Raw genomic sequence first — 14,077 nt, 5'->3', positions numbered from 1 at the left:
GAAGGAGCCGTACATGAAGATCGTCATCACCGGCGGCGCAGGATTCATAGGCAGCAACCTCGCCCGCGCGCTCACCCGGCACCCCAAGGTCGGCGAGGTCCACATCATCGACAACCTGGCGACGGGGTACAAGGACAACCTCACTGATCTCCCCGCACATTTCTACGAGGGCGATGTCCAAGACCCCGGCCTTCTCGACGAAGCCCTCAGTGGTGCCGACGCGGTCGTCCACCTTGCGGCCTTGCCCTCAGTCCCTCGCTCGCTCAAGGACCCACTCGCCACGCATCACGCGAACGCCACCGGCACCCTCCAGGTGCTCGAAGCCGCCCGCCGCGCCGGCAACCTCCACGTGATCGCCGCCTCGTCGTCCTCGGTCTACGGAGCAACGCCCAACCTGCCCAAGCACGAGAACCTCCCGTCCGCTCCGCTGAGCCCGTACGCCGTCAGCAAGCTCGCAACGGAGGCCTACCTTGGCTCTTACCACCACAGCTTCGGTCTCCCCGTCCTGCCCTTCCGCTTCTTCAACGTCTACGGGCCCGGGCAGCGAGCCGACCATCCGTACGCCGCTGTCATTCCGAAGTGGATCAGCGCTGCCCTGGCGGGCCGACCTGTCCCACTCCACGGTGACGGCGCCCAGACTCGCGACTTCACGTACGTAGGTACGGTGTGCGACGTCCTTGTCGACGCTGCCCTCCGGCGAGTGACGTCCTTCAGGCCGATGAACCTCGCTTTTGGCACCCGGGTCTCGCTCCGGGAGTTGCTCGCGGAGATCGAGATCGCGACCGGTTGTCGGACGACCGCTCACCACCTCGCGCCTCGCGCGGGCGATGTCCGGCATTCCCAGGCGAGTTCTGAGCGTCTCCGTACTGCCTTTCCGAATGTCGGGTGTGTGCCGCTTCGGGAAGGTGTGCAGGTGACTGCCGAGTGGCTGCGCGGCACTGGCCGCTGATCGGCAAACTCCCCCTCGGTGTTGCAGGGGAGCCGGTGCTGGTCAGGCGTTCAGCGACTTCCCTGATTCTGGGCGAGCCGTGCGCGAAGATCGGCGAGTGATTCGGGAGCCGTGGACCCATTCACGACTTTCCACCAACGCCATGCGCTCTCGCTATTGGCATCGGGTTTGATCGCTTTCCGGGCCACGTTCATCGCTTGATTGAGGCTGGGATAGACAACGCCGTTCACCTTGACCGAGCCCGTCGCGTCCAGCAACTGAGCGTTCACCTGGTGACCTCGGTAGGTACCTCGCAGCATGGTGCCGCTCGTGAGGATCCCCGCGGTGAAGAGCCGGAGAAGGTCGGGGTCAGCTGAGGGTGGCGTAGCACTTGGTTCCGCGGCCAAGGGGAGCGCAGGACTACCGGTCTTTCGTTCCGCTGTCCGGTCATCGTCCACGACCCACACTGCAGTGGGCAGGGAATCGGGGTAGTCGGGAGTCAGGACGAGCCCGTCCGTGCCACGTGCCAGCTCGTCCTTGAGGCCGCTGGCAGACTCCAGCCACTGCCGTACCTCCGCCGGCAAGGCAGGCTCGCTGTTCGCCGAGAGGACGGCCCGGTACACCGAACGGCGGGCGACGTGCTCGTCCCACAACCGCTCCAGCGCCATCGGATCGCTCAGGAAACTGTCCCTGCTGATCAGCCTCAGCATCTGAGCGACGTCTTCCACCTGGCCCTTGATGCTGCCTTTGAGGAAGAGCTGCTCGGCCGCCGGGACCCGGCCGAAGTAGTTGTACAGACGCCACTCGATGCCGTTGGTGGTCAGCACCCACTGGACGCCCTCCCGGGCCGCGTAGCTCAGCGCCTGATCACGCACCTTGGGCTGGGAGAGGTCGGCTCGCGCGCGCTTGGCCTCGACGAGCAGCACCGTCTTGTTATGCGGCCTCGCGCCGATCTCACAGACGTAATCCACTACGTGGTTTCCGCCGGACAGGCTTTGCTCGCGCCGAGTCACTTCGGGGTTTCGAGGGTCCCAGCCGAGGGCTACCAAGATCGGCGTGATGAGCGCGTCCTGGGTGACGGCTTCGTTTGCCTCGGTATACGAAGCGTGCTTTGCGGCGCTCTGACGGCAAGCGTCGAGTTCACGCACCAGCGCGTCCATGTCCAAGCCCCTCCACTCGATCTCTCCCGACCGCACGGTATCGCAGCAGAGTCGGAGAGCACTCCGGCCCGCTTTGAAGCTGGTCAGAGAGGACTTCGACACTCGCGATCACTTCGGATCAGGGCGTTCCGCTCTTGGGCGAGCGGGGGGTGTGGTGGTCCCGGCCCAATGCCGCGACCACGGGAGGCCTCCATGTTCCTGTCTCTGCCAGTCACGGGCGTGCTCCTGCTGAGCGCGTTGTCCGTCTCAGCCGTGTGTGCCCTGGAGGAGGTGCGGGTCTGCTTCCGGCCTGGCGTCGGGCGGCACCGGCGCGTGGGACGTGGACGTCACGCGCAGCGCGGGGGTATGCGATGAAGCCCCGGGCCGAGTGGTACTCGGCGGTGGCACGTCAGCTGTATATCTGGGGCCCGGACGTTGAGAATCCGGCGGGGATGGCCCGTGCAGCACTGCGCGCCGAGTTCGTCCGGCTTGAGGTCTCGGGCGAGATCGCGCAGGACGCTGTGCTCGCGGTGTCGGAGCTTGTGGCCAATGCCGCCGAGCACGCCTGCGGACCCTACTCGGTCTGCTTGCGTAGCACCCCGCAGGAGTTGATCTGCGAGGTGCACGACGGTAGTCACCAGATGCCCGCGATGGAGCCGAGTGCCTCCTCCGTGCCATTCGAGCCGGAGGAGGCGGATCGGGGCGGCGGCCTGGACGCGCTGTGTGAAGTCCTCTCCGAGCGGGGGCGAGGGCTGGGGATCGTGAACTACCTCAGCAGGGGCAGTTGGGGTGTGCGCAGGACCTCGGTCGGTAAGTGCATCTGGGTTGCTGTGAATCCAGGCTGGCGCTGAGCGGGGGTAGGGGGCTAGCCGATGGCGGGGTGCGGAACATGCGGCATCTTCACCGCTGACACTCTGCGCATGCCCGAGCCGAACCATGCTGCCCTCTCCTCAACCCGCCTTGCATGGCGAGGACATCAATGAGCCATGCTCGCGGCTTCGCGCTCGTGGCCAACGCCACGGGCGCGCCCCGGACCCGTACGAGATGAGGTGCGGCAGGCGGCGGCCGAGTACATCCTCGAGCTGAGGACGGTGATGCGTGCTTCCGCTTCAGGCGTGCAGGTGAAGTGGAGGTCGGTGGGGCGTCTCGGTCCCCCGAAACGTGAGTTGTTTGCCCTCCGGCGTGATCGCTGACACCGCCCGACCGCTACACCTTCGGGTGAATTGGCGCGACTTGCCTTCGAAGAACTTGCCTGAATCTCCACCGTAGGAGTGAAAGGGAACTGAACCTTCCGGATCGCGTTTGTCGCTCCGGGACGTGGGGGCATCTCGGATGCACAAAGTGAGGGTTTGGAATCGCCGAGTGACCGAGTGTGCAGCGGTTGGCGGGAATGGGGGAGTGCTCATGCGATGGCGAGGTCGACGCTCAACTAGGCGACTAGTGATGATTGTTGTGGCTATCGGGCTTGGTGCAGGTGCGTGCTCCGAGAGTCCGTCTGGCTCCAAGTCCATGCCCGAGCAGATGCCTTCGGTGAAGGCTTCCCCGGAGCCGGAGGTATCGAGCCCGGGCGCGCTGACCGCCTATCGGGCGATGTGGGACGACCTTGCTGCTGCAGCGGTGACATCTGATGCGAAGCATCCGCGGCTGAAGGCTCACGCCTCTGGCGGGGCGTTGGAACTCTTGCGCTACATGATGACGCAGGACCGGAAGAAGGATGTGGTCACCAAGGGGCGCCTTCGCCTCGACCCCGCCGTGGAGAACGGCGACGCGTCGAAGGTGGTGATTCAGGATTGTGCCGACGCCACTGCTTGGCTGCAGTACACCAAAGATGGCGCGCTTGAGAACGACGTACCCGGCGGACACCATCGCGTCGATGCGACTGTCCGGCAGCAAGGCGGGGCTTGGCGGGTGGATCGCCTGTACATCGATCAGGTGGGGACGTGCTGAGGCTCGGCTCCGGGTCGCTGGTGGCAGCGGTGTGCCTCGTGTATCTGCTTGCGGCGCATGAGGCTGGAGCTGACGACGGATTGAGTACGGGAGCAGGCGTGACGTGCACGCCCGGTGCCTGCGACGCGGCCGCGCAGAGCGTCAGGAAGAACCCTGGCAGTTCGGGAAAGAGCAGGCCGGTGGTCCCTGGCAGAGGGTCCGGGCGCGGTGGCAGCAGTAGTGGTGGTGGCGGTGGGGCGCTGAAGGGGCCACCGACGATCGCGTCGGACGGGTGGGCGTACGAGCTTGGTGACGGTGTGGGGATTCTGCCGAGCTTTGAGGGTGAGGACGAGCCTGCCAAGCCCAAGCCGGGCGGAGGCGAGGCGGAGGTTCCCATTGAGGTGGTCGTCCAGCGGGCGGTAGAGCGGTTGAAGCTGCCCAAGCCGGTGATCCGTACGAGTCCGGACGAGGATTTCGTGCAGGTGGTTCATGTGCCTACGTGGATGTGGGTGGAGCGCAAGACGTGGGGGCCGGTGTCGGCGTCGGCTGCGGTGGAGGGCGTGAAGGTGACGGCGACGGCGCGGCCGCAGAAGGCGGTGTGGTCGATGGGTGAGGGCGGTGAGGTGGTGTGCCGCGGGGCGGGGACGCCGTACTCGGATGCCTATGGACCCAAGGAGTCGTCGCCGGACTGTGGTTACACCTATCGGCGGGCGTCGTTGTCCGCGCCGGGCCAGGCGTTCACGGTGTCGGTGCGGGTGAGCTGGGATGTGGAGTGGCGTGGGGGTGGGCAGTCCGGGGTGGTGCCGGGGCTGGTGATGGCTGCTGAGCGGCAGTTGGTGGTGGATGAGGTGCAGGCCGTTGTGACGCGTTGACGGCTTGGTGTGGCGGCGCGGTCCGTGGTGGGCGGGCTGGGTCGGTGTTCGTCGGATTCATTCATCGGAACTCTCTTGATCGTGGGGTGAATTGTGGGTACCTCCATGTCTTCTTCTGCTCTGAAGGGTGGCGGGTCGCGGGTGCCGGGGGCGCGCCTGGCGGGCCCGGAGCGGCCACCGGCGGTGACTGGCTCGCGGCGGCGCAGGTTGGGCTGGGTGTGGGCCGGGGCCGGGGCGGTGGTGGTGTCGGCGGTCGGGTTCACGCTGGTCGCGCAGGTGGTGGGGGAGCGGGATCAGGTTCTGGTTCTGGCCCGCGATGTGCCGCCCGGGCGGGTGCTGAAGCCGGGCGATCTGCGCGTGGTGGAGGTGGCGGCGGAGGCTGGCGTCGTGCCTCTGGCTGAGCGGGGCTCGGTGTTGGGGCGGCGGGCGACCGTGCCGCTGGTGGCCGGGGCGTTGCTGGCCCGCGGGCAGGTGGGTACGCGGGCTGAATTTCCGCCGAGTGGGTTCTCGCAGGTGGCACTCGCGGTGGAGCAGGGGGGCGCGCCGCCGGAGCTTGGGCGAGGGGAGCGTGTGGCGGTGGTTCCCGGCCCGGATGGTGCCGGAGCTGCGAAAGAAGAGGAGGGGGAGGAGGCGGCCTCGGCGGTGGCGGGGACCGTGACGGGGGTGCGCGCGGCGGAGTCGGCGGGCGGGCCGCGCGTGGTGACGGTGCTGGTGGAGACCGGGGCGGCGCGGCGGGCGGCGCAGCTGGAGCAGCCGCGCATCGTGGTGCTGCCTGCCGAAGGGCGTGGGGCTCCGTGAGGCGGCTGGTTGTTGTCGGGTCCGTCACGGGTGCACCGGGGGTGACGATGACGGCGCTCGCCCTGGCCGCCGGATGGCCGACGGAGGCGGACGGCGGGGTGCGGCCCGTGCTGGTGGAGGCTGACGGTTCCGGCGGTGACCTCATGATCCGCTTCGGGCTGCCGACGGCGCCCTCGCTGCTGGATGTCGCGGCGGCGGCCGGGCAGGCCTACCCGGGTTCCCTCCTCGGCGCAGCGAGTGAACTGCCTTGTGGGGTGCGGGTGGTGGTCTCGGTGCCGGGCCGTGGGCCGTGCCGGGAGGCCGTGCGGCTGCTGGCCGGTGAGCCGGGACGGCGTGTGCTGCTGGGGGATGAGCGCGATCGGGGCACGGTGGTGCTGGATGTGGGGCGTCTTACCGGGGACGTCGAGCCGCTGGTGGAGGCGGCCGATCAGGTCGTGCTGGTGGCGCGGGGCGGTGCGGAGCCGCTGACGCATGTGTCCGCGTACGGCATGGATGTCGACGCGTACGGCGGGCGGTTGACGCTCGCCGTGGTCGGGCCGTGCCCGTACCCGGCCGCGGAGATCGAGAAGTCCCTCGGCATTGAGCGTGTGGTCTTCCTGCCCTGGGACGCCAAGAGCGTGGCCGCGATGAACAGCCCCCAGCCCACCGTGCCGCGCACGAGGGGGTTTCGGCCGCCGCCGCTGATGGCCACCGCACAGGCGCTGGCTCGTCGCCTGGCCATGGTGCAGGAGACCGGGGCCACGGCTGAGGGCTCGGACGGCGATCGCGTGAGCGGGGCGGTCGGGGCGCGGCTGGGCGAGCGGCCGGTGCGGACAGGGCTGGTTCAGGTACCGGGAGTTGAGGGGAGCGGGTCATGAGCGAGCAGCTGATGGCGCTGGGTGCGGTGTCCGGCGGTGGTGAGCGGGAGTTGGCGCATCTGGTGCGGCAGCGGGTGGCGGCTCGGCTGGCCGCGTACGCGGACGAGCGGGAGCAGGCCGGTCTGTCGGCGGAGAGCGAGACGGCGCGGCAGGCGACCGTGGCCCAGTTGCTGGCCGAGGAGCTGGGCGCGCAGCGGCGGCTGGCGCTGGCCCAGGGCCGGGCCATGGTTGACGTCGCGATGGAGGAACGGGTCGGGCAGGCGGTCAAGGACGCGCTGCTCGGGACCGGCGGCCTGGAAAGGCTGCTGGCCGACCGGTCGTTGGAGAACATCTGCGTCAACGGCTGTGATGTGGTGTGGGTCAAGGACGCGGCGGGCGACTGGCGGCGCGAGAGCCCGGTGGCCGCCTCGGATGAGGAGCTGGTCGAGCTGGTGCGCACGCTCGCGGCCCGCGCGGGCGGCGAGGAGCGGCGTTTCGACCGGGGCGTGCCCCGCCTGAACCTGCAACTGCCCGACGGGTCCCGGCTGTTCGCGGTGATGGCGGTGTGTGGCCGGGTGTCGCTGACGATCCGCCGCCACCGCTTCCCGGCCGCCTCGATGAGTGAACTGGTGCGCCTGGGCGTGTGCGACGAGCAGCTCGCCGCCTTCCTGAGAGCGCTGGTGCGGGCGCGGAAGAACATCGTCATCGGCGGCGGCACCAATGTCGGCAAGACCACCGTGCTGCGGGCCTTCGCCCACGAGATCCCGCCCGAGGAGCGCCTCGTCACGATCGAGGACACCTTCGAACTCGGCCTGGACACCGACCCGGTGGCGCACCCGAACGTGGTGGCCATGCAGGCCCGCGAGCCGAACATCGAGGGCCAGGGCGGCATCGACCAGGCGGAACTGGTGCGCTGGGGGCTGCGGATGTCCCCGGACCGGGTCATCGTCGGGGAGATTCGCGGGGCCGAGGTCATTCCGATGTGCAACGCCATGAGCCAGGGCAACGACGGCTCGCTGTCCACCATCCACGCTTCCACCTCGCGCGGAGTGTTCACCAGACTCGCCTCCTACGCCGCCCAGTCCCCCGAACGGCTCACGCTGCAGGCGACGAACCTGATGGTGGCCTCCGCGGTCCACTTCGTCGTCCACCTGGGCTGGGACGGGGCAGGGCGCCGGGTCATCGACTCGGTGCGCGAGGTCGTAGACGCGGACGGGGCGCAGATCGTCTCCAACGAGGTCTACCGGCCCGGCCCCGACGGGCACGCCGTGCCCGCCACGCCGCTGCGGACCGAGACCCTGGACGACCTGGTCGCGGCGGGGCTGGATGTGCAGCATGGCGTCTTCCAGTGGTGGGGGGCCGCGTCATGAGCGGGCTGTTTGGTCCCGGCACGTGGACGGGGGTGGCGGTGGCGTGCGGGACGGTGTTCGGGTGCGGGCTGGTGGCCATCGGCTACGGCGCCGTACGACGTGCCGCCCCGGAGGAGCGGCCTGGTGTGTGGCGGGCGCTGGTGGCGCGGCTGCCCGCGGACTGGACCACGCGGCGCGTGTTGATCGCCGTGACGTCCGGAGTGGCTGCGGGGGCGCTGACGTCGTGGCCGGTGGCGGCGGTGCTGACCACGGTCGCCCTGCTCACCCTCCCCGGACTGCTCGGCCCGGACCGGCAGGCCGCGCGGCGTACCGAACGGATGGAGGCGCTGGCCCTGTGGACGGAGATGCTGCGCGACACGCTGTCGGCGGCGGCCGGTCTGGAGCAGGCGGTGCTGGCGAGCGCGGACATCGCGCCGGCCGCGCTCGAGCCGGAGATGCGGCAGCTGGCTGCCACCGTCCGGTCGGGCACCCCGCTCCCGTCCGCGCTGCGGGCGCTTGCCGAGGACGTCGATGACCCGCTCGCCGATGTGGTGGTGGCCGCGCTGGTGATGGCGGCCGAACAGCAAGCCAGCCAACTGGCGCCACTGCTCGGGGAGTTGGCGGAGTCGGTGCGCGAGCAGGTGGCGATGCGGCAGCGGGTGGATGCGGGACGGGCCAGCGTACGCACCGGGGTGCGGGTCACCGTGTCCGTCACCCTCGGCATGGTGGTGGGCCTCGTGGTCCTCAACCGCCCCTACCTGGACCCCTTCAACACCCTGACGGGGCAGGCGGTGCTCGCCGTGGTGGGCGCGCTGTTCACCGCGAGCTTCACCTACCTGACCGTGATCGGCCGCATCGAGGAACCGGTCCGCCTCATCAACGCGGCCGCCCCGCACACCACAGCGGACGCTCAAGCGGGAGGCACGGGGTGATCGTCATGCTGCTGGGCGCGCTCTTCGGGATCGGGGTGACCGCTCTCGTCTACGGGCTGCGCCCGCCCCGGCCCGCCCTCGCCGACGTCCTCACCGCCCTCAACACGCCTGCACCGCCCGCAGATTCACGCACATCGGAAACCGGCGAAGACGAGTGGGCCACCCGGCTGGGCCGACGCGCCGTACCGCTGGTGCGGGCGCTCGGCTTCCCCACCGCCTCGCTCCGTGCCGACCTGGCCGTGTGCGGTACGGACGAGGAGCGGCACCTGGCGGGCAAGGCGGTCTGCGCCATGGCCGGACTGCTCGCTCCGTGGGCCGCCGTGCTGTTGCTGCGGCTCGGGGCCGGTGTCGCGGTCGGTTGGTGGGCGCCGCTGGCCGGTTCACTCGCCCTGGCCGTGGTGCTGTTCTTCGCGCCCGACCTGTCGGTACGCCAGCAGGCCACGCGGCGCCGCCGCGAGATGCGCCACACGCTCAGCCTCGTCCTGGACCTGACGGTGATCGCACTCGCGGGCGGCGCCGGCGTTCAGCAGGCACTTGGCCAGGCCGTCGCCGCACCACAGGGATGGGCAGCCGCGCGGCTGCGGCACGCCCTGCACGTCGCGCAGTTCACCCGCACCAGCCCCTGGCTCCACCTGGGTGATCTGGGACGGCAGTTGGCCGTCGGTGATCTGACCGAGCTCGCCTCGACGCTGAACCTCGCGGGCAGCGAGGGCGCCAAGATCCGCGGCTCGCTCGCGGCGAAAGCACGGGCTATGCGACGCCGCCGGATCTCGGAGGCCGACGGGGCCGCGCAGGCGGCCACCGAGCAGATGTCGCTGCCCGTGGTCGGGCTGTTCGCGGCGTTCCTGCTGCTGATCGGTTTCCCGGCTCTCGCTCACGTCATGTCGATCAGCTGAATCCACTAGGTACGAACCCATGGAAAGAGCACACGCCATGTTCCCACTCGACACCCTGGACCGTCTGGCACGCGCCCACCTGACCGAGGTCCGCCGACGCGCCCGCTCCCGCCCGGACGCGGGCTACACCACCGAGACCATTGTGGTCACCGCGCTGCTGGCAGTCCTGGGCCTGACCGTGGTGGGCATCATCGTCGCCAAGGTCACGGCCAAGGCCAACGGCATCGACCTCGGGGGCTAGGGCGTGGCCCGGCTCCTTCGCCGCACGGTGCGCAGTGACCGAGGGGCCGCAAGTACCCAGCTGGTGCTTGTCGTCCCGGCGCTGCTGCTGATCGCGCTGCTGGTGGTGCAGTTCGCACTTCTCTGGCACGCACGGCATATCGCCCAGTACGCCGCCGAGCGGGCCCTGGCCGCCGCCCGCGTCGAAGACGGCACCGCCGCGGACGGGCGGACGCAGGCGCGGCGCAGCCTTGCCGCCCTGGGCAGCCGGGTCCTGACCGCCCCGTCCGTGACCGCCGAGCGCAGCACCGCCCGGACCACCGTGCGCGTGGACGGCACCGTGACACGCGTACTGCCCGTCCCGGGGCTGGAGCTGCACGCGTCCGGATCCGCCTCCGGTCCCACCGAGCGGATCACCACCCCGGCCGGAGCCCAGCCGTGATCCGGCAGGCGCGCCGCCCTGCGCGCGGGGACGGGGAGCGGGGTTCGGCCGCGGTGGAGCTGGTGCTCGTCACGCCGCTGCTCGTCCTCGTCCTCCTGGTCGTGGTGGCACTGGGGCGGCTCGCCGACGCCCGCCTGATCGTGGCCGATGCCGCCCACCAGGCGGCCCGCGCAGCCTCCCTGGCCCGCACCGAGGGCGATGCCCGCGTCCAGGCCCGGCAGGTGGCGAATGCGGCCCTGCGCGAGGCGGGAGCCTCCTGCACGCAACCCAGCGTCCGTCTCACCACCGGCGGTCTTGCGCCGGGCGCCACCGTGACGGCCCGGATTTCCTGCACCGCCGACCTGGGCAATCTCACTCGCACGGGGCTGCCGGGCCAGGTGTCACTGGGCGGCACCGCCTTCTCTGTCGTTGATACGTATCGGAGCAGCCCGTGAAGCGACGTGTGCGTGCGCATCTGGTGCAGGTCCGCGCCCGGCTGGCGACCGGAGACGAGCGGGGGCAGGTCACGGCGTTCGTCGTCGGCATCTTCGCCGCGCTGTGGCTGTTCGCCGGGATCGTGGTCGACGGCGGCCTCGCCCTGGCCGCCAAAGCCCAGGCCCTGGACGTGGCACAGGAAGCCGCCCGCACCGGGGCCCAGCAGCTGGATGTCGGCCGACTGCGGCGCGGCGACGACGTGCGGCTCGTACGCGGCCAGGCCGCTGCGGCGGCCCGCACCCATGTCGCCTCCACGGGCGACAGCGGGACCGCGTCGGCCAAGGGCGACGCCGTGACCGTCCACGTCACCCACCACCAGCGCACCCAGATCCTGCAACTGATCGGACTCGGCACCCTCACCGTGCACGCCAGCAGCACCGCACACGCCGAACGTGCCACCGCCTAAAGACCGTTCACCCGCCTCCCGGCCCAAGAGAGCGAACCGGCGATGAACCACCCTCCCCAGCTGCGCCAGCGGCTGACCGCGATCCTCACGGCGGGCGGCACCCTCGTCCTCACGCTCGCCCTGCTGGCCGCTATGCCCTGCGTACTGTGGCGGGCCACCGGCGTCCCCTGGCCCGAACACGTCTACTCCCTCTCCGAGTTCGGCCACCGGCTGGCGCAGCCGGTCAGCGACCCCATGATGGTCGACCTGCTGGCCCTGGCAGGCTGGGTGTGCTGGGCCGCCTTCGCCGGCACCGTGGTTCGCGAGACCATCTGGTACGCCACCCACCTCCCGCAGCTGCTGCGCGACAGCCACATGCACGATGAGCATGTGGCCGCCCTGACCGTGAAGGGCTCGCTGGCCGCACTGTGCATCGGCACCCTCGTCGTCGCCCTGATCGGCCTGTGGCGCCCGCAACCGGCCGACGCCCAGCAGCCTTCCTCCCCAGGTGAGGCACGCGCACACGTCACCGCGACCGCCCCGCTCACCCCCACTGCCCCACCCGCGGCAGCCCCGGCGCAAGCCACGACCCACCGGCCGGGACCGGAACGTCCCCGACCGTTCCGCACGGCCGAGGCGGTCCGGCACATCGAGTACATCGTGGTCGAGGGCGACACCCTGTGGGACATCGCGCACACGCACATGGGCGACTCGCTCACCTGGCCGCGGATCTACGCACTGAACAAGGACCGCGTCCAAAGCGACGGAGCCCGGCTGCTCGACCCGGACCTGATCAGGCCCGGCTGGCAGCTGACCGTCCCCGTCGCCCAGAAGACCATCCCGGAGCCGACACCCGACCCCGCCTCAGACGCCCCGAACAGCAGACCTTCACCGCCCGCCGCCCCGCCCACCGCGACCGCACCCGCCCCGCCAACTCCCGAGCGGGACACGGACACTGGCCGCCCGGCAGGCGGTGATCACGCTCCCGCCGACCCCGACCGACAGGACGAACCCGCGGCCCACAAGCGGGGCACGCCCCGAGGCCCCGCCGCGATCGGCCTCGGGGAGGCCAGCCTGATCGGCATCACCGCTGCGGCGGGCCTGCTGGCCGCGCGCCGCTACTGGCATTGGCACCAGCACCGCCTGCATGACCCCGACCAAGATGAACAGGCGCCCACCCTGAGCCCGCTGGTGGAAAAGGCAGCACAGGCTGCCCACTCGGCCACCCGGCCGCCTCGCCCGCAGGACGACTCCGATGCTCTGCTCACCTACCGCACCCCACCCCAGCACCCCCGCGGCAAGGGCACGGTCACCATCGGCGTCCGGGACGGCGCCGAAGTCCCCCTCGACGAACTGGCTACGCCCGGAGGCTGCGCCTGGACCGGTCCCGGCGCCGAGGGCGCAGCCCGCGCCCTCCTCGCCGGCATCCTCACCGCCGCCGAACGCCAGCGCCCCGGACAAGCACGCGTCACAGCGTTCGTCCCCGAAGACCTGGCCGAGCGCCTGCTCCCCGGCCTCCCGACGCAATTCACCGCCCTGACCCAGAGCGCCGACACCGCACAGGCCATCCGAGCCGCCGAACAGCACCTGATCACCCATGCCCGCACCCACGAAGAGCAGGACACCACTCCCACGACACCCTGGTCGGCGATCATCGACCCCGGCCCGGAGACCGGCCCGCACACCCCGCTCCTGCTCACCACTCCGGACGCCGCCCACACCGGACACCTTCAGGCCCTGGCCGCACACAGCAGCCCCACCACACTGATCGTCCTCGCCCTCGGTGCCCCGCTACCCGCGGCAGAGACCTGGCATATCGCCGAGGACGGCACAACGACGCGCCCCGACACCCACGATCAACACCCCGCCCAGCTGCGGCTGTTCCACGTCACACCCGCAGCCGGACGCGACATGACCGAAGTCCTGCTCACTGCCCACGGCCAACGCCCCCGCCCGCGCAGCCCCGGCACGCCCAGCCCACGCCCCTCAGACCAACGCCCCGACTGCCCGGGCTCGCCGGAGCCGCAGGACCCACCCCTCAGTCCGCACGCGGCCGAGACCGCACGGCCGGCCCAGACCAAGGCCGTACGCCTCCACGTCCTTGGCCCGGTCACCCTCTACGCCCGCGGCAACCCCGACCCCGTCGGCACCAGCATGCGAGGCGAAGTCCACGAATTCCTCGCCCTGCTCGCCGCCCACCCCGCCGGACTCCTCGCATCCGACATCGCAGACAAGCTCCACCTCGACCCGGGCAGCGACCAGAACGCCCTGAAGAACCTCCGCCGCGCCGTACGCCGCGCCCTACGCACCGCGACCGGCATCACCGCACAGGAATTCATCCTGCTCCAAGGCGAACTCCACAAACTCCACCCCGAACTCGTGGAAACCGACCTGGAAGACTTCAGCCACAGCCTGAAAACAGCATTCCCTTCCCCGGGCAGCGAGGGAAAGCCGGACAGTGCTCTGTCAGCCGTACGCGACGCCCTGTCCCACTACCGTGGCCCCTTCGCCCAGGGCGGCGACTACCTGTGGGCCGATGCCATCCGCGAACACCTCGCCATGAAGGCCACCGACGCCGCCCTCCGCCTCGCCCGCCAGGCCGAACAACCCGGCGCCGAGCCCGGTGAGCGGGACGCCGTCCTGCCACTCCTGGAACACCTGAGCACCCTCCACCCCAGCCGCGAACGCCTCGCCCAACACACCATCCGCCTCTACCAGGCCGCCGGACGCCACGACGCCGCCCGGCACACCTACAGTCGGCTGAAGCGCCACCTGATCGACCTCGGTCTCGAACCCGAGGCGGCCACCCAGGCCCTCATTACGCCCGGGGCGCGCTCCCGCCAGACACGGGCAGCCAATGAATGAGAATGCTGGAGGAGGG

General features: G+C 70.6%; 15 protein-coding genes. 14 read left to right on the top strand and 1 reads right to left on the bottom strand.

Annotated elements, in window-relative coordinates:
• Window positions 1-13: 13 nt before the first annotated feature.
• Window positions 14-949: an NAD-dependent epimerase/dehydratase family protein gene (locus AB0O76_RS02765; RefSeq protein ID WP_365484536.1), complete on the top strand. Its 936-nt coding sequence runs from the start codon at window positions 14-16 to the stop codon at window positions 947-949.
• A 50-nt stretch (window positions 950-999) separates the two neighbouring features.
• Here AB0O76_RS02765 and AB0O76_RS02760 read toward each other — a convergent pair whose 3' ends face one another.
• Window positions 1,000-2,088: a hypothetical protein gene (locus tag AB0O76_RS02760; protein WP_365484533.1), complete on the bottom strand. Its 1,089-nt coding sequence runs from the start codon at window positions 2,086-2,088 to the stop codon at window positions 1,000-1,002.
• A 431-nt stretch (window positions 2,089-2,519) separates the two neighbouring features.
• Here AB0O76_RS02760 and AB0O76_RS02755 point away from each other — a divergent pair, with 431 nt between their 5' ends.
• From AB0O76_RS02755 to AB0O76_RS02695, 13 genes are all read left to right on the top strand, one after another.
• Entirely contained in the window at window positions 2,520-2,918 is a 399-nt protein-coding gene (locus tag AB0O76_RS02755) for an ATP-binding protein (protein ID WP_365484530.1), read from the top strand.
• A gap of 658 nt (window positions 2,919-3,576) precedes the next feature.
• Window positions 3,577-4,014, top strand: a complete 438-nt coding sequence (locus AB0O76_RS02750; protein WP_365484527.1) for a hypothetical protein — start codon at window positions 3,577-3,579, stop codon at window positions 4,012-4,014.
• Window positions 4,015-4,310: 296 nt separating this feature from the next.
• A complete protein-coding gene (locus AB0O76_RS02745) occupies window positions 4,311-4,865 on the top strand; it encodes a hypothetical protein (RefSeq protein ID WP_365484524.1) in 555 nt (184 codons plus the stop codon).
• A 105-nt stretch (window positions 4,866-4,970) separates the two neighbouring features.
• Window positions 4,971-5,663 carry an SAF domain-containing protein gene (locus tag AB0O76_RS02740; protein WP_365484521.1) on the top strand — a complete coding sequence of 231 codons (693 nt, stop codon included), beginning with the start codon at window positions 4,971-4,973 and terminating at the stop codon, window positions 5,661-5,663.
• Between the two features lie 47 nt (window positions 5,664-5,710).
• Window positions 5,711-6,520 carry a hypothetical protein gene (locus AB0O76_RS02735; protein ID WP_365485503.1) on the top strand — a complete coding sequence of 270 codons (810 nt, stop codon included), beginning with the start codon at window positions 5,711-5,713 and terminating at the stop codon, window positions 6,518-6,520.
• Window positions 6,517-7,869: an ATPase, T2SS/T4P/T4SS family gene (locus AB0O76_RS02730; RefSeq protein ID WP_365484518.1), complete on the top strand. Its 1,353-nt coding sequence runs from the start codon at window positions 6,517-6,519 to the stop codon at window positions 7,867-7,869. The genes AB0O76_RS02735 and AB0O76_RS02730 overlap by 4 nt, the downstream gene beginning before the upstream one ends.
• Complete coding sequence (locus AB0O76_RS02725; protein WP_365484515.1) at window positions 7,866-8,780, top strand: type II secretion system F family protein; 915 nt, start codon at window positions 7,866-7,868, stop codon at window positions 8,778-8,780. Before AB0O76_RS02730 ends, AB0O76_RS02725 begins: the two co-directional genes overlap by 4 nt.
• Window positions 8,777-9,676, top strand: coding sequence for a type II secretion system F family protein (locus tag AB0O76_RS02720; RefSeq protein ID WP_365484512.1), 900 nt, complete (start codon window positions 8,777-8,779; stop codon window positions 9,674-9,676). The genes AB0O76_RS02725 and AB0O76_RS02720 overlap by 4 nt, the downstream gene beginning before the upstream one ends.
• A gap of 37 nt (window positions 9,677-9,713) precedes the next feature.
• Entirely contained in the window at window positions 9,714-9,917 is a 204-nt protein-coding gene (locus tag AB0O76_RS02715; protein WP_365484510.1) for a hypothetical protein, read from the top strand.
• A gap of 3 nt (window positions 9,918-9,920) precedes the next feature.
• Entirely contained in the window at window positions 9,921-10,337 is a 417-nt protein-coding gene (locus tag AB0O76_RS02710; RefSeq protein ID WP_365484507.1) for a TadE/TadG family type IV pilus assembly protein, read from the top strand.
• Between the two features lie 53 nt (window positions 10,338-10,390).
• Entirely contained in the window at window positions 10,391-10,771 is a 381-nt protein-coding gene (locus AB0O76_RS02705; RefSeq protein ID WP_365485502.1) for a TadE/TadG family type IV pilus assembly protein, read from the top strand.
• Window positions 10,768-11,217 carry a pilus assembly protein TadG-related protein gene (locus AB0O76_RS02700; RefSeq protein WP_365484504.1) on the top strand — a complete coding sequence of 150 codons (450 nt, stop codon included), beginning with the start codon at window positions 10,768-10,770 and terminating at the stop codon, window positions 11,215-11,217. The genes AB0O76_RS02705 and AB0O76_RS02700 overlap by 4 nt, the downstream gene beginning before the upstream one ends.
• A gap of 42 nt (window positions 11,218-11,259) precedes the next feature.
• Entirely contained in the window at window positions 11,260-14,061 is a 2,802-nt protein-coding gene (locus tag AB0O76_RS02695) for a BTAD domain-containing putative transcriptional regulator (protein ID WP_365484501.1), read from the top strand.
• Window positions 14,062-14,077 lie beyond the last annotated feature (16 nt).

The organism is Streptomyces sp. NPDC086554 (assembly GCF_040686095.1).
Classification (GTDB): domain Bacteria; phylum Actinomycetota; class Actinomycetes; order Streptomycetales; family Streptomycetaceae; genus Streptomyces.
The sequence above is the reverse complement of the archived record's forward strand: the minus strand, read 5'-3'. Positions and strand labels throughout refer to the sequence as shown.